At 66.5% G+C, this 26,986-nt stretch carries 19 protein-coding genes; 13 read left to right on the top strand and 6 right to left on the bottom strand.

The features are described 5' to 3' along the window. Positions 1–14 precede the first annotated feature (14 nt). Positions 15–1,295, top strand: a complete 1,281-nt coding sequence (gene crtL / locus KBY74_RS03765; RefSeq protein WP_254941572.1) for a lycopene beta cyclase — start codon at positions 15–17, stop codon at positions 1,293–1,295. An 8-nt stretch (positions 1,296–1,303) separates the two neighbouring features. Here crtL and KBY74_RS03760 read toward each other — a convergent pair whose 3' ends face one another. After that, positions 1,304–2,878, bottom strand: a complete 1,575-nt coding sequence (locus KBY74_RS03760; protein WP_254941571.1) for a glycoside hydrolase family 57 protein — start codon at positions 2,876–2,878, stop codon at positions 1,304–1,306. Between the two features lie 86 nt (positions 2,879–2,964). Here KBY74_RS03760 and KBY74_RS03755 point away from each other — a divergent pair, with 86 nt between their 5' ends. Next, entirely contained in the window at positions 2,965–4,608 is a 1,644-nt protein-coding gene (locus KBY74_RS03755) for a 2-isopropylmalate synthase (RefSeq protein WP_254941570.1), read from the top strand. Positions 4,609–4,792: 184 nt separating this feature from the next. Then, positions 4,793–5,641: a carbohydrate ABC transporter permease gene (locus KBY74_RS03750; RefSeq protein WP_254941569.1), complete on the top strand. Its 849-nt coding sequence runs from the start codon at positions 4,793–4,795 to the stop codon at positions 5,639–5,641. A 26-nt stretch (positions 5,642–5,667) separates the two neighbouring features. On the opposite strand, the gene KBY74_RS03745 is transcribed toward KBY74_RS03750, so the two are convergent. After that, positions 5,668–6,108, bottom strand: a complete 441-nt coding sequence (locus KBY74_RS03745) for a hypothetical protein (protein WP_254941568.1) — start codon at positions 6,106–6,108, stop codon at positions 5,668–5,670. Positions 6,109–6,265: 157 nt separating this feature from the next. On the opposite strand from KBY74_RS03745, the gene KBY74_RS03740 reads away from it, so the two are divergent. From KBY74_RS03740 to KBY74_RS03725, 4 genes are read left to right on the top strand one after another with little or no spacing between them, the layout of a single operon-like run. Further along, positions 6,266–7,525 (top strand): MFS transporter, encoded by a 1,260-nt coding sequence (locus KBY74_RS03740; protein ID WP_254941567.1) that lies wholly within the window; start codon positions 6,266–6,268, stop codon positions 7,523–7,525. A 2-nt stretch (positions 7,526–7,527) separates the two neighbouring features. After that, positions 7,528–8,667: an MGDG synthase family glycosyltransferase gene (locus tag KBY74_RS03735; protein ID WP_254941566.1), complete on the top strand. Its 1,140-nt coding sequence runs from the start codon at positions 7,528–7,530 to the stop codon at positions 8,665–8,667. A gap of 56 nt (positions 8,668–8,723) precedes the next feature. Continuing rightward, positions 8,724–16,079, top strand: a complete 7,356-nt coding sequence (locus KBY74_RS03730; protein ID WP_254941565.1) for a type I polyketide synthase — start codon at positions 8,724–8,726, stop codon at positions 16,077–16,079. 10 nt (positions 16,080–16,089) lie between these two features. Next, positions 16,090–17,319 carry a glycosyltransferase family 2 protein gene (locus KBY74_RS03725; RefSeq protein ID WP_254941564.1) on the top strand — a complete coding sequence of 410 codons (1,230 nt, stop codon included), beginning with the start codon at positions 16,090–16,092 and terminating at the stop codon, positions 17,317–17,319. Here the strand turns inward: KBY74_RS03725 and KBY74_RS03720 are convergent. Beyond that, positions 17,300–17,803 (bottom strand): SRPBCC family protein, encoded by a 504-nt coding sequence (locus KBY74_RS03720; RefSeq protein ID WP_254941582.1) that lies wholly within the window; start codon positions 17,801–17,803, stop codon positions 17,300–17,302. The genes KBY74_RS03725 and KBY74_RS03720 overlap by 20 nt on opposite strands. A gap of 48 nt (positions 17,804–17,851) precedes the next feature. Here KBY74_RS03720 and KBY74_RS03715 point away from each other — a divergent pair, with 48 nt between their 5' ends. Together KBY74_RS03715 and KBY74_RS03710 are read left to right on the top strand one after the other, a co-directional pair. Continuing rightward, on the top strand, positions 17,852–19,033 hold the full coding sequence (locus KBY74_RS03715) for a hypothetical protein (protein ID WP_254941563.1): 1,182 nt from the start codon (positions 17,852–17,854) through the stop codon (positions 19,031–19,033). Next, a complete protein-coding gene (locus KBY74_RS03710; RefSeq protein ID WP_254941562.1) occupies positions 19,030–20,427 on the top strand; it encodes a cytochrome P450 in 1,398 nt (465 codons plus the stop codon). Before KBY74_RS03715 ends, KBY74_RS03710 begins: the two co-directional genes overlap by 4 nt. Here KBY74_RS03710 and KBY74_RS03705 read toward each other — a convergent pair. From KBY74_RS03705 to KBY74_RS03695, 3 genes are read right to left on the bottom strand one after another with little or no spacing between them, the layout of a single operon-like run. Beyond that, the gene (locus KBY74_RS03705; RefSeq protein WP_254941561.1) at positions 20,417–22,366 is read right to left on the bottom strand and encodes a hypothetical protein; all 1,950 of its coding nucleotides are present in this window, start codon (positions 22,364–22,366) and stop codon (positions 20,417–20,419) included. The two genes, KBY74_RS03710 and KBY74_RS03705, sit on opposite strands and share 11 nt — an antisense overlap. Next, the gene (locus KBY74_RS03700; RefSeq protein ID WP_254941560.1) at positions 22,359–24,053 is read right to left on the bottom strand and encodes a Wzz/FepE/Etk N-terminal domain-containing protein; all 1,695 of its coding nucleotides are present in this window, start codon (positions 24,051–24,053) and stop codon (positions 22,359–22,361) included. The genes KBY74_RS03705 and KBY74_RS03700 overlap by 8 nt, the downstream gene beginning before the upstream one ends. Continuing rightward, a complete protein-coding gene (locus KBY74_RS03695; RefSeq protein ID WP_254941559.1) occupies positions 24,053–25,180 on the bottom strand; it encodes a polysaccharide biosynthesis/export family protein in 1,128 nt (375 codons plus the stop codon). The genes KBY74_RS03700 and KBY74_RS03695 overlap by 1 nt, the downstream gene beginning before the upstream one ends. A 482-nt stretch (positions 25,181–25,662) precedes the next feature. Here KBY74_RS03695 and KBY74_RS03690 point away from each other — a divergent pair, with 482 nt between their 5' ends. The 4 genes from KBY74_RS03690 to KBY74_RS03675 all read left to right on the top strand — a co-directional run bounded on the left by KBY74_RS03690 (position 25,663) and on the right by KBY74_RS03675 (position 26,827). Continuing rightward, positions 25,663–25,863, top strand: a complete 201-nt coding sequence (locus KBY74_RS03690; RefSeq protein WP_254941558.1) for a nucleotidyltransferase substrate binding protein — start codon at positions 25,663–25,665, stop codon at positions 25,861–25,863. Further along, the gene (locus KBY74_RS03685; RefSeq protein ID WP_254941557.1) at positions 25,860–26,120 is read left to right on the top strand and encodes a nucleotidyltransferase family protein; all 261 of its coding nucleotides are present in this window, start codon (positions 25,860–25,862) and stop codon (positions 26,118–26,120) included. The genes KBY74_RS03690 and KBY74_RS03685 overlap by 4 nt, the downstream gene beginning before the upstream one ends. Before the next feature lie 253 nt (positions 26,121–26,373). After that, positions 26,374–26,595: a ribbon-helix-helix protein, CopG family gene (locus KBY74_RS03680; RefSeq protein ID WP_106501115.1), complete on the top strand. Its 222-nt coding sequence runs from the start codon at positions 26,374–26,376 to the stop codon at positions 26,593–26,595. Further along, positions 26,561–26,827: a type II toxin-antitoxin system RelE/ParE family toxin gene (locus tag KBY74_RS03675; RefSeq protein ID WP_254941556.1), complete on the top strand. Its 267-nt coding sequence runs from the start codon at positions 26,561–26,563 to the stop codon at positions 26,825–26,827. The genes KBY74_RS03680 and KBY74_RS03675 overlap by 35 nt, the downstream gene beginning before the upstream one ends. Positions 26,828–26,986 lie beyond the last annotated feature (159 nt).

The following is a 26,986-nucleotide window of genomic DNA, read 5'->3' as shown; positions in this document are numbered from 1 at the left end:
TTTCGACCGGTGTGATGCCCACTGATGTGCTGGTGGTGGGCGCAGGTCCGGCGGCCCTGGCCATCGCTGCTGAGCTGGCGGAGCAGGGGCTGGCGGTGGCTGTGCTGGCCGCAAGCGATTGCCGCGACCCCTGGCCCAACACCTACGGGATCTGGGGAGACGAGGTAGATGCGCTAGGCCTGGGCCACCTGCTGGAGCACCGCTGGAGCGACACCTGCAGTTACTTCGGCTCCGGCAGCAGCGACCCTGCCGATCCAGCCAACAGCCCCACCCGCCACGGCCGCGACTACGGCCTGTTCGACAAAACGCGCTTGCAGCAGTTCTGGCTGGAGTGCTGCGAGGGAGCCGGCGTGCAGTGGCTGCGCGGGCATGCAGAGGAGCTGAGCCATGGGAGCGGCCGCAGCCAGGTGCGCTATGCCCCTGCTCTTGCTGACGATCTAGCCCTGATCGAGGCGCGGCTGGTGGTGGATGCCAGCGGCCACAACGCGGTGTTTGTGCAGCGGCCTGAGCGGGGGCCGGTGGCGGGCCAGGCGGCCTACGGGGTGGTGGGGCGCTTCACGGCGCCGCCGGTGCAGCCGGGGCAATTCGTGCTGATGGATTACCGCGCCGATCACCTCAGCGAAGCGGAGCGGCAGGAGCCCCCCACTTTTCTCTATGCGATGGATCTGGGCCAGGGACGGTTTTTTGTGGAGGAGACCTCGCTTGCCCTGGCGCCACCGGTGCCCTACGCCACGCTCAAGCAGCGCCTCGAGCGGCGGCTGGCCCATCGCGGTGTGGCGATCGAGCAGGTGGAGCACGAGGAGTTTTGCCTGTTTCCGATGAACCTGCCGCTACCGGATCTGGATCAGCCCGTGCTGGCCTTTGGTGGGGCTGCGGCGATGGTGCATCCGGCCTCCGGCTACCTGGTGGGGGCGCTGCTGCGCCGGGCGCCGGTGCTGGCGGCGGCGGTGGCGGCGCTGCTGCGGGCTGAACCGGCCGCCGACTCGCTGCAGCTGGCCCAGGCGGGCTGGCAGGCGCTCTGGCCCCCGGAGCTACGTCGTAAACACGCCCTCTACCAATTTGGGCTGGAGAAATTGATGCGCTTCTCGGAGCCCCAGCTGCGCAGTCACTTCACCAGCTTCTTTTCCCTGCCCAACGCCCAGTGGTATGGCTTTTTGACCAATACGCTCAGCCTGGGCGAGCTGCTGGCGGCGATGGTTGCCCTATTTGCCACGGCACCCTGGAGCGTGCGCTGGGGCCTGATGGGCATGCGGGGCCGGGAGTTGCAGCTGGGCCTGCGCATGCTGGACCCCTAGTTTTTTGTCTAGGACTTGACCGGCGCCGGCAGCCAATCGGCCGCATTGAGCAGGGGGAATAGGCCGTCTTCGATGGCTATCGCTTTGAGCCATTTGGCGGGTAGCTCGGTGCCGTTGTCGATCGCATCCAGCAGGCGCCAGAAGCGATCCAGGTGGCGCTCGATCCTTTCTTTGGCTAGTCCGGTGGTGGTGCCCGCCCGCAGGATGAAGCTCCAATCAGAGCTTTGGGCCAGCAGCAGCTCCCGGCCCGCCTGGGTGAGCAGGTCGCGCTGGGCTTGGCTGCCAACGCCGCGCTGCACCCGAGTCACCATGGCCAGGGAGGCCCGCTGCCACTCGGCCACCACCCAGGCGTTGGTCTCGTTGAGCCAGTAGTCGTGGTAGCCCCCCTGGCCCCAGCTGCTGGGGGAGGGGCGGCACACCTGCAGGGGGTCGCTGCCGCCGAGGGCCTCCCGCAGGGTGACCAGGCGCACGCCGGCCCCATCGGCCTGGCGGAATAGGGCCGCCAGAAACTGGGGCCCCTCAAACCACCAGTGGCCAAATAGCTCGGCATCGAAGGGAGCCACCAGCAGGGGCCGGCGCTCCATCGAGCGGGCCAGGCTGCCTAGCTCCTCGGCTCGGCCCTGCAGGTAGGTGGCGGCATGCTCTTCGATTCGCTCGGTCGCAACTGCGGGTTCGTAGGGCTGTTTCTGGTCGAGGGGGCAGCCCTGGGCCGTGACCCGGTGCAGCTTCAGGCCGAGGGGCCGGCGGCTGGCGATGGCATGGCTGGCTAGTTCGCTATCGGGCAGATCCCAGCCCAGGTCGCGGTGGAATTCCCGGTAGGCGCCATCGCCGGGGTAGCCCTCGCGGGCGCTCCACACCGGCAGGGTGGCGCTGCTGTCGCGGCCGAAGAAGGCGGCCCCGGCAGGCGAGCAGATCGGAGCGAATACGCCATAGCGGGGGCGGGGCAGGGCGTGCAGCAGGCCGTGGGCATCGAGCACCGAGTAGCGCAGACCGCAGCCCACCAGCTGCTGATCGAGGCCTTCGTAGTAGGCGCATTCCGGCAGCCAGATGCCTAGGGGCCGCTCACCCAGCAGGCGTTCGTGCTCGCGCACTGCGGTGACCAGCTGGGCCCGCACCGCCTCTGGCACCTGGCGCAGCAGGGGCAGGTAGCCGTGGGTGGCACCGCAGGTGATCAGATCTAGCACCCCCTGTTGCTGCAGCCTGCGGAAGCGTGGGATCAGTTGCCCTTTGGTCTGACGCCACTGGCTCACCACCGATTCCAGTTGGGCTGCCAGGTGGCTGGCGGCTTGGCCTAGGGCTTGCGGGGCTTGCAGCAGCAGCTCCTGACGGACGGCGATCCAGGCCAGGAAGCGGCCATTGAGCTGGGGATCGGCCAGCAGGGAAAGCAGGGTGGGCGAGAGGCCGAGGGTGAGCCGGGGGCGCTGGCGACGGTCAGCGGCGGCGGCCTCGAGCACGCCCAGCAGCGGCAGGTAACACTCCTGGAGCGCCTGGAAATACCAATCTTCTTCCAGCGAACCGGGTTCGCTGGAGCGCACGTAGGGAAGATGGGCGTGGAGGACTAGGGCCAGATCGCCTGCGGCCATAACCATCCTGCGATCACTGCACTCTAGGCGTAGTGCCCGCATACAATGGGCTATCTCATAGTCATTCCGCCTAGAGGGGCTCCCCTATGGCCCGCGATCCCGGCCGCGTATTGATCTTCGATACCACCTTGCGCGATGGCGAGCAGTCGCCTGGCGCCAGCCTGAACCTCGAGGAGAAGCTGGCGATCGCCCAGCAGCTGGCCAGGCTGGGGGTGGACATCATCGAGGCCGGCTTCCCCTTTGCCAGCCCCGGCGACTTCAACGCCGTGCAGCGCATTGCCGAAACCGTTGGCACCGCCGATGGGCCGGTGATCTGCGGCCTGGCTCGGGCAGCTGCTGGCGACATCAAGGCCTGCGCTGATGCGGTGGCGCCGGCGGCCCACAAAAGGATCCACACCTTTATTGCTACCAGCGACATCCATCTCGAGCACAAGCTGCGCAAGAGCCGCGCTGAGGTGCTGGCGATCACCGCCGAGATGGTGGCCTACGCCCGCTCGCTGGTGGACGACGTGGAGTTTTCCTGCGAAGACGCCGGCCGCAGCGATCCGGAGTTCATGCATCAGGTGATCGAGGCGGCGATCAGCGCCGGTGCCACCACGATCAACATCCCCGACACCGTGGGCTACGCCACCCCGGCGGAATTCGGTGAGCTGATCGCCGGTATCAATGCCCAGGTGCCCAACATCGACCAGGCGGTGATCTCGGTGCATGGCCACAACGACCTGGGCCTGGCGGTGGCCAACTTCCTCGAGGCGGTGAAAAACGGCGCCCGCCAGCTGGAGTGCACGATCAACGGCATCGGCGAGCGGGCTGGCAATGCCTCGCTCGAGGAGCTGGTGATGGCGCTGCACGTGCGGCGCAGCTACTTCAACCCCTTCCTGGGGCGGCCCGCCGAGAGCACCGAACCGCTCACGGGCGTGCGCACCGAGGAGATCACCAAGACCTCGCGGCTGGTGAGCAACCTCACCGGCATGGCGGTGCAGCCCAATAAGGCGATCGTGGGCGCCAACGCCTTTGCTCACGAATCGGGCATCCACCAAGACGGCGTGCTCAAAAACCGCCTCACCTACGAAATCATTGATGCCCGTACGGTTGGTTTGGCGGACAACCGCATCTCCCTTGGCAAGCTGAGCGGCCGCAGCGCCTTCCGGGCTCGGCTCGAGGAGCTGGGCTACACGCTCGAGCGTGAGGACCTCGACGATGCCTTCGCCCGCTTCAAGGAGCTGGCTGATCGCAAGCGGGAAATCAGCGACCGCGATCTAGAGGCGATCGTGAGCGAGCAGGTGCAGCAGCAAGATGGCGGCAGCTTCACCCTCAAGAGCGTGCAGGTGAGCTGTGGCACTGGCTTGCAGCCCACCGCCACCGTCACCCTGGTAACGGCGGATGGCGCCGAGCTCAGCGAGGCGGCGATCGGCACCGGGCCGGTGGATGCGGTGTGTCAGGCGCTCAATCGGCTGGCCCAGGTGCCCAATGAGCTGGTTGAATTTTCGGTGAAATCGGTGACCGAAGGCATCGATGCCATGGGCGATGTGACGATCCGGCTGCGTCACGATGGTGTGCTCTATTCGGGCCACTCAGCCGACACGGACATCGTGGTGGCCGCCGCCCAGGCCTTCGTGAACGCCCTCAATAGGCTGGTGGCCGGTGGGCGTCACCAGCCGCTGCACCCCCAGAAGGCGCCGCTGCCCGTAGTCGGCGACCTGCCCCTGGCCGACCGGCCACGGGTTTAGGTAGGTGGGTTTAGGCAGGTGGCGGGCTATGGAGTTTCAGTTTGGGATCACGAGGTGGGTGTGTTTTTTTGTTGATTAGCTAAGCCAAGACTAAGCTAAGTGCAAAAAACACTTGTTCTCCGGCCCGTCCCCCTTAGCCAGTCCCCCCGCCTGAGTCATCTGATTCCCTTCAGCTCCCCCCGCCATGAGCCTGCCCCTCTCCGGACCGCGCCGCTCACGGCTCAGTGCCGCCGCCCAGCTGATTTTGCTGTTGCTGGTGGCCCTGGCGATGCTGGTGCCGCTGCTGTGGCTGGTGAGCACCTCGCTCAAGGGACCGGCGGAGGACATTTTCACCAGCCCGCCAGCCCTCTGGCCCAGTCAGCCCAGCTTTGAGGCTTACAGGCGCCTTTTTACCGACAATCCAATCGGCACCTACTTGCTCAACAGCACGATTGTGAGTGGCCTGGCGGTGCTGGCCAATGTGCTCTTCTGCTCGCTGGCGGCCTACCCCCTGGCCCGCATGAATTTTCGCGGCCGGGGCTTGGTGCTTGCCCTGGTGGTGGCAACGATTTTGATTCCCTTTCAGGTGGTGATGATTCCGCTCTACCTGCTGATGGTGCAGATCGGCCTGCGCAACACCCTTTGGGCCCTGATCATTCCCCAGGCGGCCACCGCCTTTGGCATCTTCCTGCTGCGGCAGAGCTTCCTGGGGGTGCCGGTGGAGCTGGAGGAGGCAGCCCGTTGCGATGGCTGCACGCCGGTGGGGGAGTGGTGGAACGTGATGATCCCAGCGGCCCGGGCCGACCTGATCACCCTGGCGATGTTTGTGTTTATCGGCACTTGGAGCGATTTTCTCTGGCCCCTGGTGATCCTCGATGAACCCGAGCTGTACACCCTGCCGCTTGGTCTGCAGCAGCTGGCCAGCAGCTTTTCGCTTGACTGGCGCCTGGTGGCAGCCGGAGCGGTGATTTCGATCCTGCCGGTGCTGGTGGTGTTTATCGGCCTGCAGCGCTACATCCTGCCCAGCGCCGCCGGCGATGCGGTTAAAGGCTGAAAACCAGTCAAAGGCTGAAAACCTGATTAGTTGGCAGTTGCCGGGGGGCGCACAGGCGGCAGGGCTGGCACTCCCAAAGGCAGCTCATCGATTTTCGGGTCAGTCGTTTCGCTGGGGCGGGCTGCGCGCAACTTGCTGAGCTCGGCCCGCAGGTTGGCGGTTTCGCGGCTCAGCCCATCGATGCGGGTGCCGTTGCGCTCCACAGCTTGCAGCCGCTCCACCGTGGAGCGCAGCTGCTGTTCGAGGCCAGTGGTGCGATCAAGGGCCCGGCTGTTCTCCAACCCCTGCACCCGCTCCTGCAACTGGCGGATGGTGGCGCTCTGCTGGCGGGATTTACCCACGATCACAAAGAAAAGCACCACCAGCATTGCCGTGACGCCGGCCTGCAGCCAGGGCACCCAGGCTAGGGAAGCGCCGTTGGAGCTGGCTTCGGTGCTGATCGCGACTTGGTCAGGGGCTGGGGTCATCAAGGCAAGCTGCCGAGGATGCTTCGATCCTGCCGGCAAGCAGGACTTTTGTCAGGGATGTGAACTCCTGTGGGAGGGTGAATGTATTGGAAAAGGAGAGCTCACTGTGCTGGTGGCTGGCCCAAAACTTAGGTCGCTGCCAAGGCCATTTCTGGTCATGTGGGCGGGCCAGCTGCTCTCAAACCTCGGCACTCAGGTGAGTCTTTACGCCTTGGGGCTGTGGCTGTTCCAGCAGCATGGCCAGCTGAGTGCCTTTGCTGCGGTGGCGGTTGTGGTGCAGTTGGCCAAGTTGGCATCCCTTTCGCTATTGGGCCGTCAACTGGATCGTTGGCCGCCGCGACGGGTGATGCTTGCCGCTAACGGCCTCGGCAGCACCTGCACTTTGGGCCTGGCCTTCACCTTGATGATGCGTCCAGCCACCCTGCCACCGGTGTTGCTTTGCATTGGCCTGGCAGCAGCAGCAGAGGCGGCTCTGGTGGTGACCTGGTCCAGCCAACTGGCCAGATTTGTGTCTACTGAGCAGCTGGGAGCAGCCAGCGGGCTCTTCGCTGGATCGGATGGAGCTGTGGTGATGGCAGCTCCCCTACTCGGCGCTGTGCTGGCGGCGACGGCCGGGTTGCCGGGTGTCCTCGTCACTGACAGCCTTACGTCACTTATTGCTGCGGCCTGCACGCTTCTGGTGGCTTGGCCGCAGTCGTTGTCAGCCCCGCTCACTACGGCTGCTGGTCATGAGGATTCCCCTCATGTAGGGGTGCGCCATGCCTTGAGCAAGTTGTGGAGCAATCGGCGCTGGCGCCCCCTGTTGCAGATCAACAGCGTGGTGGTAGGCGTGTTTGCTGCCATTGAGATCGCTTTCCCCGCCTGGGTGGTGGCGGCAAGCGGCTCCCAGCGTCTGATCCTGGCTCTGGCCCTGGCCGGATTGGGCTATGCCGGTGGGCTCTGGCTATGGGCCCGGGTGCCTCGCTGCCATTGGCTGGACTGGTTGCGCATCGTGTTGCTGGTCCAGGCAGTGCTGCTTACCGGGGCTGGGCTGGTGTGCTTTCAGCAGTGGCAGGGGGTGTGGTTTTTGGCTGTGGCCCTATTTGCTGCTGCGATTCCGGTTGCTCTTGGCGCCCTCCAGAGTCTTTGGTTGTGCTGGGTGCCTTTGGCTTTACAGCCGCGGCTGTTTGTTGGCCGTTATGGCCTGGAGTGGATCTCCCGTCTAGGAGCTCTGCTGGGGATGAGTTTGCTGGCCGATGGGGTGATAGCCCCGCTGATCCGGGGGAGCTACTGGCCCACTTGGCTGCTGGACGCTCTTGGCCGGGGCCCGGGGCGCCCGACGGCGATGGCGATCGGCTTGCTTGGCTGGGTTTTGCTGATTCCCCTTTGGCGGCTCTGGCGTCCGCTGGGACGCCTTCACCTGGATGAAAATAGATAGTGATGAAAGTTCTGATTTATACATCCAGTGGCGGCACTGCTCACGACTCGGCCGCCGAGGCAATTCGGCATTGGTTGGAGCGTGAGCGGCCGAATATCGAAGTGCGTGTCGATCAGGTGTTGGAGCGCTCGAGTAGCACCTATCGAGGTGGCGTAGAGCTCTACAACTGGATCCAACGCCGACGCCCCTGGCTGCACCAGATCTACTGGCGGGCTATGGAACTGGAAGATCTGATCAAGCCAGGCACCGTTCTATTCGGGCGCCGATACTTGATTCGTGAGCTTCTGGACTTCCGCCCGGATGTGCTGATCTCCACCCACCCTCACACCAATCGTGGCCATTTCGATTTGGCTAAAAGGGTTTTGGGTAACCAGCTTCGTTGCATCACTTGCTGCACTGAACTCGACGGCGGTTTTGGCTTTAGCCGCAACTGGCTCAGTCGCAAAACCGACCTGTTCTGGGCCCTTACAGAGGAGGTGGTGCGGGAGGTGCAGCGTCGCCGCCCCGGCTTGCCGGTGGAGTGCCTGGGGCCCCTGCTCTACCCGCAATATCACGAGTCTTGCACGGCGGCCCCGGCCCTGGATGGCCTGCCCTTGCTGGTGCTGGGCACAGGATCGAACGGGGCCAACAACCACCTGCCGCTGCTGCAGCAGCTGCTGCCCTTTGCCGGCCAGCTGGCGGTGGTGGCCCTGTGCGGCCGGCGCCCTGCGGTGAAGCTACAGGTGCAGGCCTGGGCGGCGCAACATCCGGCGCTGGCGGTGGAGGCCCTCGGCTATCAGGGGCCAGCGGCGATGGCCGACCTCTACCGGCGGGCCTGGGCGCTTGTCAGCCGGCCGGGGGCCCGCACGGCCACGGAGGCCCTGTTCATGGCCTGTCCGCTGGTGTTCAACCACTACGGCACGACCATGCCCCAGGAATTACTGGCGCCTCGCTATTTCCAAGCGCGTGGATTGGAGGCTTCGATCCGCAGGCCCGAGGAGCTGGTCTCCCTGGTGAGCCAGTGGCTCGCCGATCCCACCGGCACTGGGGCCTTGCGCCAGCGCTATCAGCAGCAGCGTTTGATGGCTAATCCTGCGCAAATTGTTGGTCGACTGATTCAACCTTTAGTGGGGTTTTGCCCCGTTGATTCAGCCATTTCCTGAAGAGTTTCCGTTGGGTTAAGACCTTGGGTGAGAATAGGGCGTATTCGCACCTGTCTATGCCCGAACCAATTGCCATCGTGGGAATTGGCTGTCGGCTCCCGGGGGGGATCGATTCTCCCCAATGCTTCTGGGAGTTTCTGCGGGATGGCAGAGAGGCGATCGGCGAGGTGCCGCCGGAACGCTGGGATCTCGACGTCCACTACAACCCGGATCCCGCCCATCCGCTCACCCAGCACGTGCGCCAGGGGGGCTTTGTTGAGGACATCGACCGCTTTGATGCCGCCTTCTTCGGCATCACCCCGCGGGAAGCGGTGTGCATGGATCCCCAGCAGCGGCTGTTGTTGGAGGTGGCCTGGCGGGCTCTGGAGGATGCGGGCCAACCTCTCGAGCAGGTGCGTGGCACGGGCGTCGGTGTGTTCATGGGCATCTCCAGCGCCGATTACAGCTCCCTGCTCTGGGCGTCGCGGGAGCGTTACACCACCCCCGACAACGAACCTTTCGTGCTGCCGGGCAACACCGGCTGCATCGCTGCCAATCGGCTCTCCTATTTCTTCGATTTCAAGGGCCCCAGCTTCACGGTGGATACGGCCTGCTCCTCCTCTTTGGTGGCAGTGCATCTGGCCTGTGAAAGCATTTGGAGGGGGGAATCGGAGGCGGCCCTGGCGGGGGGCGTGCAGGCCCTGATCCACCCTGGGATCCAGATGAGTTTCTGCAAGGCCGGCCTGCTGGCGTCCGATGGCCGCTGCAAAAGCTTTGATGCCAGTGCCGATGGCTACGTGCGCTCGGAGGGGGCTGGAGCCGTGCTGCTCAAGCCCCTTGCTGCGGCCCAGGCCGCCGGCGATCCGATCTATGCGGTGATCCACGGCTCGGCCGTCAACTCAGATGGCCGCAGCAACGGCATGGTGGCGCCCAACGTCCGGGCCCAGATCGCCTGTGTGCGCTCCGCTTTCGCCCGCGCCGGCATCGATCCCGCTGCCACGCAATATGTGGAGGCCCATGGCACGGGCACCCGTCAGGGTGACCCGATTGAGCTGCGGGCCCTGGGCACGGTGCTGGGGGAGGGGCGACCGGAGGGGGAGGCCTGCCGGGTGGGGTCGGTCAAGACCAACCTGGGGCACTCCGAAACCGCCGCTGGCATCACCGGCCTGATCAAGGCGGCCCTCTGCGTGGCCAAACGGCAGTTGCCCCCCAGCCTCCATTGCCGCCGGCCCAATCCCTCGATTGATTTCGCTGGCCTGAAGCTGCAGGTGCAAACCTGTCTGGAGCCCTTCCCCTATCCCGAGCGGGCCACGGTGGTGGGGGTGAGTTCCTTTGGTTTCGGGGGCACCAATGCCCATGTGGTGCTCGCTGATGCCCCCCAGCAGCGCCCCCCGATGCGCTTTGGCGCGCGCATGCCGCTGCAGTTGCTCAGCCTGTCGGCCCGCACCCCCGAGTCTCTGGCGCAGGTGGCACGGGATCTGGCCGGGCAGCTGCAGGCCCAGCCCACCTTGAAACTGGCCGACCTGGTCGCCTCCGCCAACCAGGGCCGCACCGGATTCCGGCAGCGGGCGGTCTGCCTGGCGCGCGATAACGCCCAGCTGCTCATCCAGCTCCAGGCTCTAGCGGCCGACCAGCGCCCTCTGCCGAAGGGGCCGGCCCGCGCCACAGCCTCGCGGCGGCCCGGCAAGCTGGCCTGGTTGTTCACCGGTCAAGGGTCCCAGGCCCTCGGGATGGGCCAGGAGCTGCTCGAGCACCCCAGCTTCCGGGAGGCCTTTGAGCGGGTGGCGGCCCTGCTGGCTCCCCAGCTGGACCAGCCGTTGCGCGATTTGCTGACGCCCCGCAGTGGCGATGAGGCCCAGGCGGCAGCCCGACTGAACCAAACCGGCGCCACCCAACCAGCCCTGTTTGCGCTGGGTTTCGCCCTCAGCCAGCTGTGGCGTAGCTGGGGGGTTCGGCCGGATCTGTTGATGGGCCATAGCATTGGCGAGGTGCTGGCGGCCCACCTGGCCGGGGTGTTCTCCCTGGAGGATGCCTGCCGGCTGGTGGCTGCCCGTGGTCGGCTGATGCAGGCCCTGCCGGCAGCCGGTGGCATGGCGGCGCTGCTGGCCCCCCTCGACCGGGTAATGGCCCTGCTGGCCCGCCATTCCGAGGTGACCGTGGCCGCCTACAACGGCCCTTCGAACACGGTGGTGGCCGGCCCGACGGCGGCGCTGCGGCGGCTGCTGGCCGACGCCGAAACCACCGGCCTGCAGGCCCGCCAGCTGGCTGTATCCCACGCCTTTCACACCCAGGCGATGGCGCCGATGCTGGAGGCCTTCGAGCGGGAGCTGCGCCAGCTCAGCTTCTCGCCGCCCAGCCGGCCGCTGGTGAGCAATCTCACCGGTCAGTTGGCCGGTGCCGAAATGGCCCAGCCGGATTACTGGTGCGACCAGGCGCTCAGTCCGGTGCGATTCGCCCAGGGGGTGGACACCCTGGTGTCCCAGGGGGCGCAGGTGTTCCTGGAAATTGGTGCCCGCCCCATATTGATTGGCATGGCGCGCCAGTGCAGCGACGATCCGGCGCTCAGCTACTGGCCCTCCCTGGTGCCCGGTCAGTCGGATTGGGACGCCATCTTCACCAGCCTGGGGGGCCTGTGGCGCAGTGGTTTCACGGTCGACTGGCAGGGCTTCCACAGCCCCTTCCCCTACCGGCGGATCACCCTGCCGGGCTATCCCTTCGAGAAGCAGCGCTACTGGTGGAGTCGCCAGGGCGACGCTGCTGCCCCCGCCAGCTTCTGGCTCGACCACCTGGGCATCACAGCCCCTGTGACTGCCGCCGTGACCGCCGCCGCCAGCCCGGCACCATCCCCCAGATCCCCCCAATCCGAGCCCATGGTGCGGCTCGACCTTCCCGGGGATGTGGCCGTGTATCAGGCCCTGTTGCGCACGGCGGGCAGCGACCTGGGCGATCACCGCATCCGCAGCCAGACCGTGTTTCCGGCGGCGGGCTTCATCACGGCGGCCTTGGCCCTGCTGAAGCAGGCGGGTGAGCCGTTGGCGCTCGGGACCCTGCAGCTAGACCAACCGCTGAAGTTGGTCGGCGAGCCGGCTGACCAGCGCCTGCAGTGCCACTGGCGAGCCGGCAGCATCAGCTTCCACAGCCGCCCCGACAGCCCGGCGGTGGCCCCCTGGTTGGGCCATGGCGTGGTGGCGGTGGGTGGTGCGTCCGCCGCACACGCGCCTCTGGTGGTGATGCCACCGCCACCAACGGCCACGCCGGTGGATCTGGCTGGCCTCTACGACTCCCTGGCCGAGGCGGGCTTGGCCTATGGCCCCACCTACCGGGGCCTGAGCCAGCTGCAGGTGGCCGAGGGCCAGGCTTGGGCGGTGTTGGAGCGGCCGCCCGGCGGCCTCGACCGGGGACTGATCGATAGTTGCTTCCAGGCGGTGGCGGTGCTGCTTGATCCCGCGGGGAGGGAGGGGCAGTTGTTGTTGCCGGTGGGCCTGGACGCCCTGTGGCTGGCGGCGTTGCCCCTGCCCGATCGGCTGCACTGCCAGGTGCGCCTCCAGCCCAGTGAGGAACCCGCCTTTGTGCGGGCTGATCTGCTGCTGCACGATGGCGCTGCGCCCCTGGGCTGGATCCGAGGTTTTCGCTTACGGCGGTTGCCGCGCCAGGCGCTGGAGTGGTTGTTCCCGCTGCCGGCCAAGGATCTCGAGGCGGGTCCCCAGGATTGGCTGCTGGCCAGCCACTGGCAGGAGGCGCCACCGCTAGAGCCACAACTTTTGGAGTTGTCGCCGGATGCCGGCCCCGAACCACTGTTGCTCTGGCCCGACCTGGCCCAGGGTGGGGTCACCCTGGAGGCACTGGCAGCCGAGCTGCTGCTGCAGGCGCAGCAGCTGGCCGCAGCTGCGGCTCGGCCGGTGTGGCTGGTGCTCGAGGGCGGCGGTGCTTTGGCCTCGGGCCTGGCCGGTTTTGCCCGTTCGGCGGCCCTGGAGCAGCCAGCCCTGGGCTGGACTGTGCTGCACCTCGCCGACGGCACCCCGCCGGCTCCGGCCGAGTGGCCGGCCCTGCTGGCCCTGGGCGAGCGGGAGCCCCTGCTGGCCTGGCGCGACGGCCGGGCCTGGGTGCAGCGGCTGCAGCCCCTGGCGGATCGGCCGTTCCGGCTGGAGAGCAGCACCCTGGGCAGTCTGGAAACCCTGCGGCCGCTGCCGCTGCGGCGCCAGGCCCCCGGTGCGGGGGAACTGGAGCTGGCGGTGGAGGCCACGGGTCTCAACTTCCGCGATGTCTTGAATGCCCTGGGGTTACTGGAGGGCTACAGCCGTCAGTTGGGCATGGATGCCGGTGCCCGCATGCCCTACGGCGGCGAATGTGTGGGCCGGGTGGTGGCGGTGGGTGCTGGTGTGGATCCGGCCCTGGTGGGCCAGCGGTTGCTGGCGGCCCTGGCGGTGGGCAGCCTGGCCAGCCATGTGGTCTGCCGTGCTGCCCTGTGCGTGCCGCTGCCACCGACCCTTGATTCGGCCCTCGGGGCGAGCGTCAGCACCGCTTTCCTCACCGCCATCTACGGCCTGCAGACCCTGGCCCAGCTGCGCCCTGGGGAAACCGTGCTGATCCACGCGGCCGCGGGCGGCGTGGGCCAGGCGGCCCTGCAGGTGGCCCTGCGTTGTGGCGCGCGGGTGCTGGCCACCGCCAGTGCGGCCAAGCAGGCCGGCTTGCTGGCCCAGGGGGTGGAGGCGGTGTTCGATTCCCGCAGCCTCGATTTCCGTGATCAGGTGCTGGATGCCACCAGCAGCCGCGGCGTGGATGTGGTGCTCAACAGCCTCAAGGGCGACTGGGTGGACGCGAGTTTTGATGCCCTGGCCGAAGGCGGGCGCTTTGTGGAGCTCGGCAAGATCGAGATCTGGAGCCGCCAGGAGGCGGCCCAGCGCCGTCCCGATGCCCACTACCTGCCCTTTGACCTGCTCGAGGTGGCGGCGGCGGATCCGGCCCTGGTGCGGGGCTTGCTGCTGGAGTTGCTGGACGATCTCGAAGCCGGTCACTACGCGCCGATCCCGCTGCAGACCTTCCCGATCGAACGCAGCGTTGAGGCCTTCCGGCTGATGGCCCAGGCCCGCCATGTGGGCAAGGTGGTGATCAGCCAGGGCGATCGGCCAGCTCCCTGGCTGATTGGCCCGGATGCCAACTACCTGGTTACGGGGGCCTTTGGCGGCATCGGCCAGCAGCTCTGCCGCTGGCTGGCGGCCCGCGGGGCCCGCTCCCTTGTGCTGGTGGGCCGACGGCCCGATTCCCAGCTGGTGGAGCAGCTGCGCAGCACGGGCGTCGCGTGCGTGGCTGTGGCTTTCGACCTGGCGGCTGATCCGCCGGAGCAGTTGGCTGACGTGTTGCGGGGCCAGCCCCTGGCGGGCCTGTTCCATGCGGCTGGCCAACTCGACGACGGCCTACTGGAGGGGCAGAGCCCCGCGCGGCAGGCTGCGGTGATCGGTCCGAAATGGGGCGGCTGGCAACGGTTGGAGCAGGCCTGCCAGCTGGCGGGCTGTCGGCCGGCGTTCGGGGTGGCTTTCTCCTCGATGGCGGCCCTGTTGGGCTCGCCCGGCCAAACCAGCTACGCCATCGCCAATGGGGCCCTCGATGGCCTGGCCGCCGCCGGCCATCAGGCATCTGGGCAGTCAGGCTGTCCCCTGCTGGCGGTGCAGTGGGGCCCCTGGGCCGGCGCCGGTATGGCCGAGGGCCTGGAGCGGCGCTTCCAGGCCCTCGGGGTGGGCCTGCTGCCGCCCGAGCAGGCTTTTGAGGCCCTGGGTTTGCTGCTGGAGCGGGGCCGGCCCGGCTGCGTGGCGGTGCTCCACAACGATTGGCCCCGGCTGGCGGGTCAACTGGGCAGTCGTCAGGCGGCGGTGCTGCAACCACTTTTGGATGCCAGCTTCACCGGCCAGGAGGGAGCGGAGGGAGCGGCCCGGCGCCGCAAGCTGGCCGCCGCCGACGACGAGCAACGCTCCTGCCTGGTGGTGGAGTCGCTGCAACAGCGCCTGGCCACGGTGATGGGCCTGGAGGACGCCTCCAGCCTCGATCCGGGCGATTCGCTGTTTCATATCGGCCTCGATTCGCTGATGGCGGTGGAACTGGCGGCCGGCATCAAGCGCGACCTAGGCGTCAAGCTTGAACTCGAATCGCTGGCGGGGGATCCCACGATTGAGGCCCTGGCGGCGGTGCTGCTGGAAACCCTGGTAGACCCCGCCGGCAGTGCCGATCGGGTGCTCGATCTGGGCCAGGAGGCCCAACTGCCTGCCAGCTGGAGCTTGCCTGCCACCCCAGCTGCCACCAACTCACCGGCGCCAACGCCCCCCGGTGAGGCGATCCTGCTCACCGGGGCCTCAGGCTTTCTTGGGGCCTATCTGCTGGCGGGCCAACTGCAGCGTTGGAATGGGCTGCAGGTGCGCTGCTTGGTGCGCGCCGCTGATGCCGCCTGCGGCGTGGCGCGGGTACGCGCCAACCTCGAGCAGTACGGCCTCTGGCAGCAGGGCTGGAGCGAACGTCTGGTAGCGGTGCCCGGCGATCTGGCCCAGCCCCGCTTCGGTCTCTCGGAGCATGGCTTTGCTGAGCTGGCTCAAGGGCTAGGGGGCATCCTGCACAACGGTGCCCAGCTCAGCCAGATGGCCCCCTACAGCCAATTGGAGGCGGCCAATGTGGGCGGCACCAAGACGGTGCTCGACCTGGCGGTGCATCCGGCCGCCGTCGGGGCCCTGCCCGTGCAGCTGATCTCCAGCGTGGCGGTCTTTGAGGCGGCCGCCTACCGCAACCGGGCGGTGCTGGAAAGCGACGACGTGTCGGGGTGGCGCGGTATCCATGTGGGCTACTCCCAAACCAAATGGGTGAGTGAGCGGCTGGTGCTGGCCGCTGGGGCTGCCGGGTTGCCGGTCACGGTGTATCGCCCGCCGCTAATTGGTGGCCATTCCCAGACAGGCGCTTGGCACCAGGACGACCTGCTGCACCGGCTGCTGCGGGGTTGCCTAGCTCTGGGGATGGCGCCCGATCTGCCCTGGGAGCTGGATCTGGTGCCGGTGGACTACGTGGCCGATGCGGTTACGGCTCTGGCCTGGACGCCGGAAGCGGTGGGCCGCAACGTGCACTTGCAACACCCCCAGCCGATGCTGCTGGCCGATCTGCTTGGCAACCTGATCGAGCGGGGGGCACCGCTGGAGCTGGTGTCGATGGAGCGCTGGCTGGAGGCGATCGATGCTGATCCGGCCAACCCCCTGCACGGCATTCGCGCCTTCTTCGTGCGGCGCTGGGGCGACGAGCAGCTCACCTACCCCGAGCTCAATCAGGCCGGGGTGCGGGCCCGGCCCAGCTGCCTGGCCACCGTGGCGTCTCTGGCGGCCCATGGCGTGCGCTGCCCGGGCTTCGAGGAACTGATCGGCCCCTATGCCCGCAGCCTGATCACCGGAGTCGCCTCGCTGTGATTATTTGCCAGTGATCGCCGCGCTCCTAGCCGGCGCCCTGCTGGCCACCCTCGGCTTGCAGCTGCTGCTCACGCTCGCCTTCGCGGTGCTGGTGCGGCGGCGGCTGCGGCGGCTCCCCGGCCTGGCTCAGCCAGAGCCTGCGGCCGAGGTGGTGTTGTGCCTGCGGGGCGCCGACCCCAGCTTGGCTGATGCCCTCATGGCCCTGGCGGGGCAGACCTACCCGGGCCCCTGGCGTCTGTTGGTGGTGGTGGATTCCCGCCAGGATCCGGCCTGGCCCCTGGCTCAGCACACGATCGCCCGGCTGGAGGCGGCGGGCCAGGCCGGCTGGCAGGCGGCCCGGCTCACCCCCCTGGCGGCCCGGCCGGCCCAGGGCTCGCTCAAAAGCGCCTCGCTGCGCCAGGCCTTCGGCGAGCTGGATGCAGCCACCGAGCTCGTGGCCCTGGTGGATGCCGATGCGGTGGTGGCGCCCGGTTGGCTGGCGGCCCTGGCGGCGGGCTGCCGCCAGGATGGCGTCGGGGCGGTGTCGGGCAACCGTTGGTATGCCCCGGAGCAGGGCAGTGGCCCCGGGCTGGTGCGGGCGATCTGGAATGGCGGCGCCTTAGTGCTGATGACCCTGCTGGGCATTCCCTGGGGGGGATCCCTAGCAGTGCGACGCGAATTAATCGAGCCCAGTGGTTGGCGAGAGCTGCTGGCTTCCAGCCTCTGCGAGGACACCGCCCTGTCCGCCCCGCTGGCCCGCTGCGGCTGGCGCTACCAGTTTCGGCCGGAGCTGCTCGCCCTCGACCGCGACGACAGCATTGCCCTGCGGCCGCTGCGGCGCTGGATCAGCCGCCAGCTGTTGACGGCGCGGCTGCACCACCCCGCCTGGCCCCTGGTGGCACTGCATGGCTTGGGTAGCTGGCTGCTGCTGCTAGCTGTGCTGGCGGCGCTGCTGGTGGCGCTTTGTTTGGGGCTCTGGTCTGCGGCAGCCGGATTGTTGGCTGCCCTGCTGGCCTACGAGCTGGGCTGTGTGGCCCTGCTGCTGTTGATCGAGTCGGTGGCCTGCCGGTCGCTGCGCCCTCTAGGGAGAGAGCTTCTCCCGCAAGATCTCGCCCACGCCTGGCAGTTGTTGCGCTGGCTGCCCCTGGCCCAGTGGGTATACGGCCTGGCCACCCTGCGGGCCTCCCTGGCTAGGAGGGTGGAGTGGCGCGGAGTGCACTACGAGGTGCTTGGGCGCGGGGTTAGGAGGGTGCGCGGTTGACGCTATTAATCATCGCTTTGGCCAGGATTTGCATCGATTGGCGCAGGTTGGCTTCGGTGAGGTCGTAGTAGGTGCCCAGCAGGAAGCCGGGAATTTGGGGCACCACCTGCAGCTGGTGCTTCAGCAGCACGCCGCCTTTGACCGGGGTAATCGTCCAGTGACCGCTTAATTGCTTGATGCGGTCGCCGCGGATCAGGGAGTAACTCATCTTGGTGGGAGGAGTCTCTTGCACCTGGAGGTTTGCCTTAATGCTCAGCCCAAAGGTGTAAGGGGCTTTGTAAGTTTGCGAGAGTTCAATATGGCGTCCCGAGCGGCTCAGTACCTTGGTCTGCTGGATGTCGGGCATCAGCCCTGGCATGGATTCGTAGTTGGAGAGCACGCTCCAGGCTTGCTGGGCTGACACCGGCACCATGACGGATGCGGTGTAATTTCCCTGGCTTCCCTTCAGGTTGACTCGAGCAGCGGGTGAGGCAAGTATCGGCATTGCCTGCTGAGATGCTACTAATGCCAGTGCGAACGGGAGACAGAGTCGTTGCGGCAGAAAAGTTGCGAGCACGGCACTAGGAGCGGTTCCGACATTCTTGACCAGGATGGCCCCCGTCGGCGCGTCTATTTTTTAAGTGGCTTCGATCCCCGCGGGGCCAGTTTTTACTACCGCATGTTTGGCGAGCAGGTGCGTCAGCTCAAGCATTGGAGCGGCCGTTGCTTGAAGACAAGCCACCGTCGTGGTCAAAAGCAGGACCACCTGATCAGCCGTTGGCAGGTGCAGGAAGATTTGGCCTTACGGCTGGATTTCTGTTTCCTGCACTGGGACGACATCGCCCGGGCCCATTGGCCCAAGAATCCACTGGTGCTTTTGCGCGATGGCATCAGCATCTATTGCTGGTACGTCTTTGCTGGTGGATATTTAAAGATGCGCCGCTTGTCGGAGCAGGTGGCCTTGTGTGGCCTCTATCCAGTCCTCTACGTGGGCACAACGCTGCTTGTACTGCTTATTGCCTGCAGTTTTTTGGGAATATTGAGCTATTTGCAGCTGCTGCCAGCCAGCTTGCTGTTGCTCCTGCAGCTGGTTGTAGTGCTTTTCGGCTGCGCGTTTGCCTGGCGCTTGGCCAACCACCTCGGCGTGGTGTGGTTGTTTCGCTCAATTCGCTTCACCCACCGGCTGGGTCAGGCGCGTGACGGCGATCTGCGGCGCCGGGTGGCGGAGCTGGCTCAGCGAATCGGCGAGCTGGAGGCCAGTGATCCTGCTGCTGAGGTGCTGTTGGTAGGCCACAGCAGCGGCTCCTTCGTGATGGCGATGCTGGCCGCAGAACTGCGCCGCCAGGGTGTGGACCGGCAGCTGGCCGGGCGGTTGCAGTTGCTCAGCCTGGGCCAGAACCTGGCCAACCTTGCTGTGCATGGCAAGGCCCGCGCCTTTCATGACGATCTGGCCCTGCTGGCAGAGGAACCGAGGCTGCCCTGGCTGGATATCACCTCCCGCGACGACTACCTCTGCTTCGCGGCGGTTGACCCTTACCTCAGCTGCGGCGTGCCCCGTCAGGGCCCCGAGGCCTATCCGGAGCTGCGGCTGATACCCCTGGCCCAGCGCCAGGGCCTCAGCAGACTGGTTGATCTGCTCAGCCACCAATTTGATTTGCACTTCGAATACCTGCGCACCGCGGAGCCAGGGCGTAGCGGTGGCTTTGACCTGATCGAGCTGCTGCTGGCGCCATGACCCAAGAGCCCGTCTATCCGCCGCAAGAGCCCTACACGCCGAATTTTCTGCGCCGCATCCGCCGGGGCCTTTATTCCTGGTTTGGCCTGCTCAATGAATGGGACTTCCGCATTCCGGTGGGGGCGTTGCGATTCATGGGTCTGAACCTGTTGCTGGTGAACGAGCCGGCGGCAGTGCGCCAGGTGCTGGTTAGCGAGGTGGAGGCTTTCCCCAAGCATCCCTACATGCTCTGGATCCTGGAGCCCCTGATCGGTCGGGGAATTTTTTCGGTGAACGGCGAGGAGTGGGCCCAGCAGCGCCGACTCCTGGACCAGGCCTTCCAAATGGCCCAGCTGCAGCGGGTCTTGCCTCAGATGGCAGCGGCTTGTCGGGCCAGTTTGGCGCGGCTGGAGGCCCAGGTGGCTGGTGATCTGGTGGCTGGCCGCTCGGTGGATGCCGATGCCGAGATGACTCTGGTGACAGCCGATGTGATCGTGCGCACAATTTTGTCGCGACCGCTGGAGGGGGCGGAAGCGGAGGCGATTTTTGCGGCCTTCACTCGCTACCAGAAGCGCGCTGGTCGGGCGCTGATGCTGCGCTTGCTGAGGCTGCCGCGTCGGCCCTTGCAGGGCTACCTGGCCAGGGATGCCGCCCCGATCCGCGCCTGGCTTGCCGCTGCGATCGATGCCCGCTTGGCTGATGCCAGCGCCCCTGGTGACGACCTGCTGGCGGCTCTGATCGAAGCCCGCGATCCGGAAACAGGCGCCTGCTTTAACCGCGAGGAGTTGGTGGATCAGGTGTGTGTCCTGTTTTTGGCGGGCCACGAAACCTCCGCCAGTGCCCTGGGCATGGCGGTGTATCTGCTGGGCTGTTTCCCCGAGGTGCAGCAGCGCCTGCGCGCTGAGGTGGTGGAGGTGTTGGGCTCCCGGGCCGGCGCGCCGGATCGACCGTTGGGCTTCGAGGATCTGCGCCAGCTCTCCTATGGAGCCGCCATTTTCAATGAAACCCTGCGGCTATACCCACCCCTAAGTTTTTTCAGCCGCGAGTCTCAGGTCAACACCGAGCTGGCGGGCAGCCGCTGCCCGCTGCGGGCCTTGGTGACGATCTCCCCCTGGGTAATCCAGCGCCATGAGCAGCACTGGAGCGAGCCCAATGCCTTTAGGCCTGAGCGCTTCCTGAGTGATGCCAATGCAGACGATCGGCGCTGGGCCCGCGATGCCTTTTTGCCCTACGGCCTGGGGCCGCGCAAGTGCCCGGGAGCGGCGTTTGCCCAGCAGGAAGCCCTGCTGGTGCTGGCCGAGCTGGTGCGCCGCTTTGAGGTGCTGCCCGATCTGGAGCACGAGCCGGAGCTGGTGGCGCGGCTTACCCTGCGCTCCCGCAACGGCATCCGGGTGCGCTTGAGAGCTAGAAGCTGAAGGCCAGGCGGGCGCCCACGCGCACCTGGTCGTTGCCGAGCAGCTGGCCGATGTCGTAGAGGCCGGCGGCATTGGACACGTAGACGTCGAGGGTGGTGGACGCCGAGGCCAGCCAGCGCAGCGCCAGGCTGCCGTTGGAGCCGTTTTCGCCGCCGAGATCGCTTGCTACCAGGTTGATTTCTGGGATTAGTTGAAAGCGGCGACCCAGCTGCAGGTTGGCGCCCAGCCCCACTCCCCAACTGGTGCCGCCGCCGCTCCAGGCGAGCTTGGGGTTGAGGTGGAAGGCCAGCGTTGGGGAGGCCTCCCAGGTGTTCATGGTTTCGAAGAAGAGGTAGCCCTGCTTGCTGCTCTCGTCTTCGTTGCGGCCAACGGAGACGCGGCCGGCGGCCCAGAGGGGCAGCTTCTTGCTGGGCCGAAACACCATCGCCTTGCCGCCAAAACGCAGGTTGAGGCCACCGTCGCCGGCGTAGGTGTTCACGAAGGAATTGCGGGGCTCGATGCCGTTGAACAGGCCGCCGGCGATCTGGAACTGGAAGTCGTTGGACACCGAGTAGCCGGCGCCGCCGAAGAGGTTGCCGCGGCTGTCGCCATTGAGCCATACCTGGGTGGTGCCATCGGCGGGGGTGAGGGCGGTGTTGACGCTGAGGCCGCCGAGGGCCAGGGAGGCCTGGCGGGGTGTGTAGCGGGGGCTGGGGGAATCCATGGCGCCCGGATTCCAGGTGAAGCGCGCATTGAGCATGGGCTCGGTGGGCGCGCTGGGTAGGGCCAGGATGGCGGTGGCAGGGCTGAGGCCAAAGCCGTTGGTGACGCTCGCTTCTAGGCCAATGCGGGGGTTCACCGCGATGTTGGCGCCGGCGGTGAGGATCGGCACGCGGGAGTACACCAGATCGCCGTCGAAGGCGTTATTGCCGGGCCCGAAGGGCAGCAGCGCCGAGGCGAAAAGCTGCACCTGGTTGCCGAGGCGGTAGCTGGCGCCCAAGCCGAGGCTGATGGTGGTGCCGTAAAACTCCCCGCCACCGCCCTGGCCGGAGCCCTGGGAGTCGGGCAGGAACGACACCGCCGGCACCAGCGAGAGCTGCAGCTGGCGGCTGGCCTGCCAGGTGAGGGGCAGGGAGAGGGCCCCCACCCAGTTGCGGGTGAACACCAGCTGGCCGGAGTCGTTGAAGATGTTGGGAGTGCCGGGCCCATCGCAGCTCACGGTGCCGCCGCAGCCACTGCCCACGGTGAAGAGCTCGAGGGCTCCTTCGGCGGCGAGCTGCCAGTTGGGGCCCCCGGCGAGGCGGCTGCGCAGGCTGGCGCCGGCGGCATTCCAGTAGTTGGCTGGCTGGCTGGGCCGGCTGGGGATGGCGGCGTAGAGGGGGTCGTCGGCGTAGGTGTAGGTGAGCGACAGCAGCAGCGCTCTGGAGAGGCCCACATCGGCGCGGAAGCCGTAGTTCTGGTTGCCGCTGCCGCCTGCGGCACCACCATCGCCGGGGCTCACCTGCTGGAAGCTGAGCTGGGCCAGGCTTTCATCCAGGAACCAGGCGGTGGGCAGGGGGCCCAGGCGCAGCAGGGGCAGGTAGTCGGCCCGGTTGGGCAGCAGGCCGGCGAACACGGCCTCGGCTTCCGCGGCGCTAGCTGGGGCACTGGCTGAGGTGCTGGCCTCGGGTGGCGGCGCCAGGGAGGGATCACCTTCAGGCACAGGAGCCCATTGGGGCGGTGTGCTGCTGCCGGGATCGCCGGGGGGCAACGGCTGCCAGCTGGCACCGGGCAGGGCAGGATCGGTAGCGGGCGGCACGGGGCTCCAGCCGGTGGGGCTGGAAGGCATCCCAGAGCCGGCGCCTGAGGGGTCGAGGGGCTGCCACGGGGGCTGGGCCCAGCAGGGCTCCCCCAAGCTGCTGGAGCCCAGGCTGAGCAGGGCCGCGGCGACGGGCAGCAGCTTGGCCAGAGGCCTAGGCATCCGTGCTCTGGAGCAGCAGCCAGCCCAGGGAGGGCCGGCCCTGGAGTTGGAGCTGCTGGCGTAGGGCGTCGAGCTGGGGGCGGGTGATGGCGCCCGGGCGGGCCACCAGCAGCTGGGCCTGGCAGGTGCCGGCCGCCACCAGATCACTGGTGCAGAGCACCTGGGCACCGGGGGTGGCCTGCTGGAGCGCCCGCTGCAAGGCCTCGGCCAGCTCAGGCTCGCCTTGGTCGGCTACAGGGATCAGGGCCACGGTGGACGACCCGGCCAGGGGGCCTGAGGCCAGCAGGGCCATGGTGACGGCCCAGCTTTCAGGAGCGTCGGGATCTAGTCGGGCCAGCATGGGCCCGGGCAGGGCGGCCTGGAACTCGTCGGTGGCGAACACTCGGCCGCTGCGGCGCTCGGCCACCAGGGCGGCGCCGGAGCCGAGCACTAGGCCGGCCAGCAGCCCCAGGGCCAGGTTGCGGCCCTTGCTGGGGGAAACGGGCTTGTCGAGCAGGGTGGGGGTGGAGATCAGCTGCCAGGGGTCGGGTTTGCGGGCCTGCTCGAGGGCCAGCACCCGGCGCTCGTCTTCCAGCTTGTTGAGGGTGGCCTCATCGCGGGCGGCCACGCGCAGCAGCTCGCGGTAGCGAATCAGCACGCCTTTGGGGCGATCGGCGGCGGCGAGGCGGGCCTGGGCGGCACTGCGCTTGGCGTCGAGGAAGCCAAAAGCTTTGGTTTTAAGCAGGCCGATCAGCAGGCTCCGCTCCTCCTTGAGTCTCCTGATCGAATCCTCTCTTTCAGTGAATTTTGAGCGCAGGAAAGCCAGCTGGTTATCGATCGCGTTGAGGCGCTGGGGAAGCCCTTGGGCGGCGAGCTCGGGAATCAGCAGGCCCTGGAACATGACGCTGTTTGGGTCGCTGCCAAGGGATCTCAGTTGTTTGAGTTGTTCATTGATATTGCGGATCTCATTGGCGGCCTGCACCCGAATGGCTTCGATGTTGAGGGAATTGACCACCTCTTCGTCCCCTTTGCCTCCACCCTTGAGGGCGGTGAGGTCCTGTTCGATGGCGAACCGCTGGGCAGCGCGCAGGGAGGCCACGGCCCGGAGGCGGTACAGCTCGATCTGCTGGTCGAGGTAGGCCACGCCGCGCACCAGGCCGCGCTCGCGGTCGCGACCGGAGTAAACCTGGTAAGCCTTGGAGATGCGATCGATCACCGGCAGCACCAGGGCCTTGTCGGTGTCCCGGTAGGCGAGGTTGAGCACGGAGGTGCCCTTCTCGAGCTTGATCTCGAGGTCGTCCTTGAGCCAGTCGGCGTAGCGCAGCCGATCTACGTTTTCACCTGCCCGCTGCTTGCTGGTTTTGACGAAGTCGAACACCGGCTTGAGCACCGAGGGACTCTCGAGGATCTTCACCTCGGTTTCGAGACTGTCCTTGCCGCCACCGCCGGTGCCTATCAGGGAAGCCAGGGCCGGATTTTGGGCCAGCAACTGGGAGGCGCCGCCCTGTTTCTTTTCGGGATCGGCCAGCACGATCTGGAATTCCCCTTCCCATACCGGTTTCTGCAGCAGGGTGACTGCGGCGGAGAGCAGCAGGGTGCCGCCGGCTACCTGGGCGATCAGGCGCCAGCGGCGCCGCAGGGAGGCGGCGAGCTGGCCGAGGTCGATCTCGTCGTCGGCTGGAGCCGGCTGGGGCAGGGAGGGGCTCATCAGCGGAACAGGCTGTACACCGAGTACACCCCCACGAAGGGGCCGGTGAGCTCGTTCATCACGTCGATGCTGGCTGAAAGGGCTGAATCCTGAACTCGAATGATGTCGCCGGCCATCAGTATCGGATTGGCCGCCGAGTCGCTGGCGGCGTTGGGGTTGTAAGTGAATAGGCGACGATCCAGTTCACCTTCTCGGGTGAAGCGGATGAATTCCACCTTGCCGCGCAGCAGGGAGGGGCCGCCAGCGAGGTTTAGGGCCTGGTTGAGGGCTGAGGCCTGGGGCAGGGTGATGCCACCGGGAGTCTTGACCCGGCCACTCACGTAAACCTGGATAAACTGGGGGCTGAGGTTGGTTTGCCCTGCCTTAAGCAGCTGCTCGCGCAGCACCACGGGGCTCTTGGCCACGCTCACCACGTCGCCGTCGAAGAGGCGGATGTTCTGGGATTCATCGCCCTCGGTGATCAGGCTGAGGAAATTGAGCTGGGTGCGGATCTTGCCGCCGCCGGCACTCACGGGCTGGCGGCGGGTCACCTGCACCTCGGCCAGGTTGGAGTAGGGGGTTATCCCCTGGGCGGTGCGGATCGCGTCGAACACGGTGGGGAACAGGGCCCCGAAGGTAGTGATTCCGCCGCCGCCAGAGCTACTGGTGCCCGAACCTGGCGAGGCAGTGCTGTCGGGCCTGCTGTTGAGCTGATCGCCGCCGCTGGCACGGATCGCCGCATCTGCTTCGCTGGACACACCGCCCAGCTCCTGGGTGCCACTGAGGGTGTAGTAGCCCGGCCGCTTCACCTCGCCGCCCACGTAGATGCGGATCGGGCGGAAGCCCACCGGGCGGATGTAGATCTCGGGCTGGCGCACGTAGCGCTTGAACTGCTCGGTGAGGAAGTAGCGCAGCTCCTCCACCGTGAGCCCTTCCACATAGAGGGCGCGCAGGCGGGGTAGGTAGAGGGTGCCATCTGGGCCGATCGACACGGTGCCGCTGAGCTCGGGGATGTCGACCAGCTCAATCTGCAGGGTGTCGCCCGGGCCGAGGATGTAGCTGTCGTATACAACCCGGCTGCGGCTGGCGGCAGCAGGTGTTGGGGTGTTGGCCAGGCAGGGTTGCAGGCCCAGAACAGCCAATGCCACGGCTGTTCCCACCCACCAAACTCGTCGTTGCAACGCTTGCACCGGAATGGAACAGCACTCGTAACTCCGACCTTATCTACCGGAGCGGGCAGATTTGCTGCAGCAGTGCCGCTGTGATGACTGGGACGGGTGGGAGGTGAGAATAGGTCTTAACCTGTGAATTAGACACATATTTACAAGACGAGATCGGGCTTTGTTGCTGTAAGATCTTTGGCTAGCCGAGGCGAGAAGGTTGAGTTCTGCTCCCTTCCCTTCTGCGTTCATACGCCATAGGAATATCTATAGCTATGGCTGGCGCTTGATGAGGTTGGCGCTGCGATGAGCACGAGCAAGACCCCCCAAGCACTGTTAAGGCTTCCGTACGCTCTATACAGAACCTCTAAGGGTGTTTTAGAGCGACATAGCATGGCCAACGCCACCACCGTTTCCAGGTCAAGCGCGTTCCCCCAGCCGATGACCTGCAACCCCTTGGTTGTGAGCTAATGGCAGAAGACATCCGCTGGCAACAGCGCTTCAGCAACTACCGCAAAGCCCTGGAGCTCCTGGAGGATTTCCTGGAGCCTCCGGCGTTGAATGAACGCGAGCAGCTGGGTCTGATCAAGGCCTTTGAATACACCTACTTGCCCTGTTTTCAGCAGCTGCGCAGCAGGCTGGAGCAACGGGTTGAGGAGGAAGCACCATGAACATCCCAGCACAGCCGCAGGTGCAGTGCATCTGGCTGTTTGGTTCGCGGGCGATGGGGCGTGAGCAGCCAGGGTCTGATCTTGATCTCTGCCTAGAGGCCCCGCAGCTGAACCACAGCGATCGTCTGCGGCTGATGAACGCCGTGGATGATCTCTGCCTGCCCTGGCAGGTGGATCTGGTGCTGCGTCATGAGCTGCCCGCCGAGTTGGAAGAGCATGTGCAGCGGATGGGCCGCTGCCTCTGGACCAAGCCATGACGACCGGTTGCCGCCGAGGCCGTCTTTCTAACTAAGCCTGCTAATCCCTAGGCAGTTGATCGTGCAGATAAACATGCTTGCTGCCAAGAGCCAGCTCTCGCGCCAGCCCATTTGGAGGCAGCTTTCAGTGAGGCCGTGGATCAGCAGGTTGCACGGCTGTTTGCAGCCTGCTGGAGGTACTGGTACATCTGAAACGGGGGCTACAGCCCTACGATAATGTCATTGACATTTCCGCGATCTCGCGGTGAGTTCCATGGTTCAAGTCACAGCCAGGCTCCCCGACACCCTCGGCGCCGAGCTTGATGCGGCGGCACAGCAGCTCAACCGCTGCCGAGCCGACATCATTCGCCAGGCAATTGAGTACTACCTCGACGACATCGAGGATTTGCGCTGTGGAGTGGCAGCCCTGAAAGACCCTGCCGACCCTGTGCTCGACTGGCTTGAGGTGCGAGATGCGCTGCTCGCTGCGGATTAAACGTTCTGCGGCGAAGTCGCTGGCCGCACTGCCGAAAGCGGACCGGGTGCGGGTGGTGGAGGCCATCGACCTGCTCTGCGACACCCCTGCCGCCGGCTCTGCCCTAAAGGGTGAATTCGAAGGACTGCGGCGCTTGCGTGTGGGCCACTACCGCGTCGTCTACGAATGGCAGAGCAGCGAACTTGTGATCTTGGTGGTGCGCGTCGGCCATCGTCGCGAGGTCTATCGCTGAACGGTTAGCCACCACATCGGGTGTGTTAAAGCGAGCGATTTTCTAAGCGTGCCGGTGGTGCTTACTTCTGTGCCGTCAGGCACCCCAGCCCCCAGGGGATTTAAATAAAAAGACGTCAACTTTCCTGGCACTGGGGGAAATGGGGCCGTATGGATGCGC

The organism is Cyanobium sp. A1C-AMD, from assembly GCF_024346495.1.
Lineage (GTDB): Bacteria > Cyanobacteriota > Cyanobacteriia > PCC-6307 > Cyanobiaceae > Cyanobium_A > Cyanobium_A usitatum.
The sequence above is the reverse complement of the archived record's forward strand: the minus strand, read 5'-3'. Positions and strand labels throughout refer to the sequence as shown.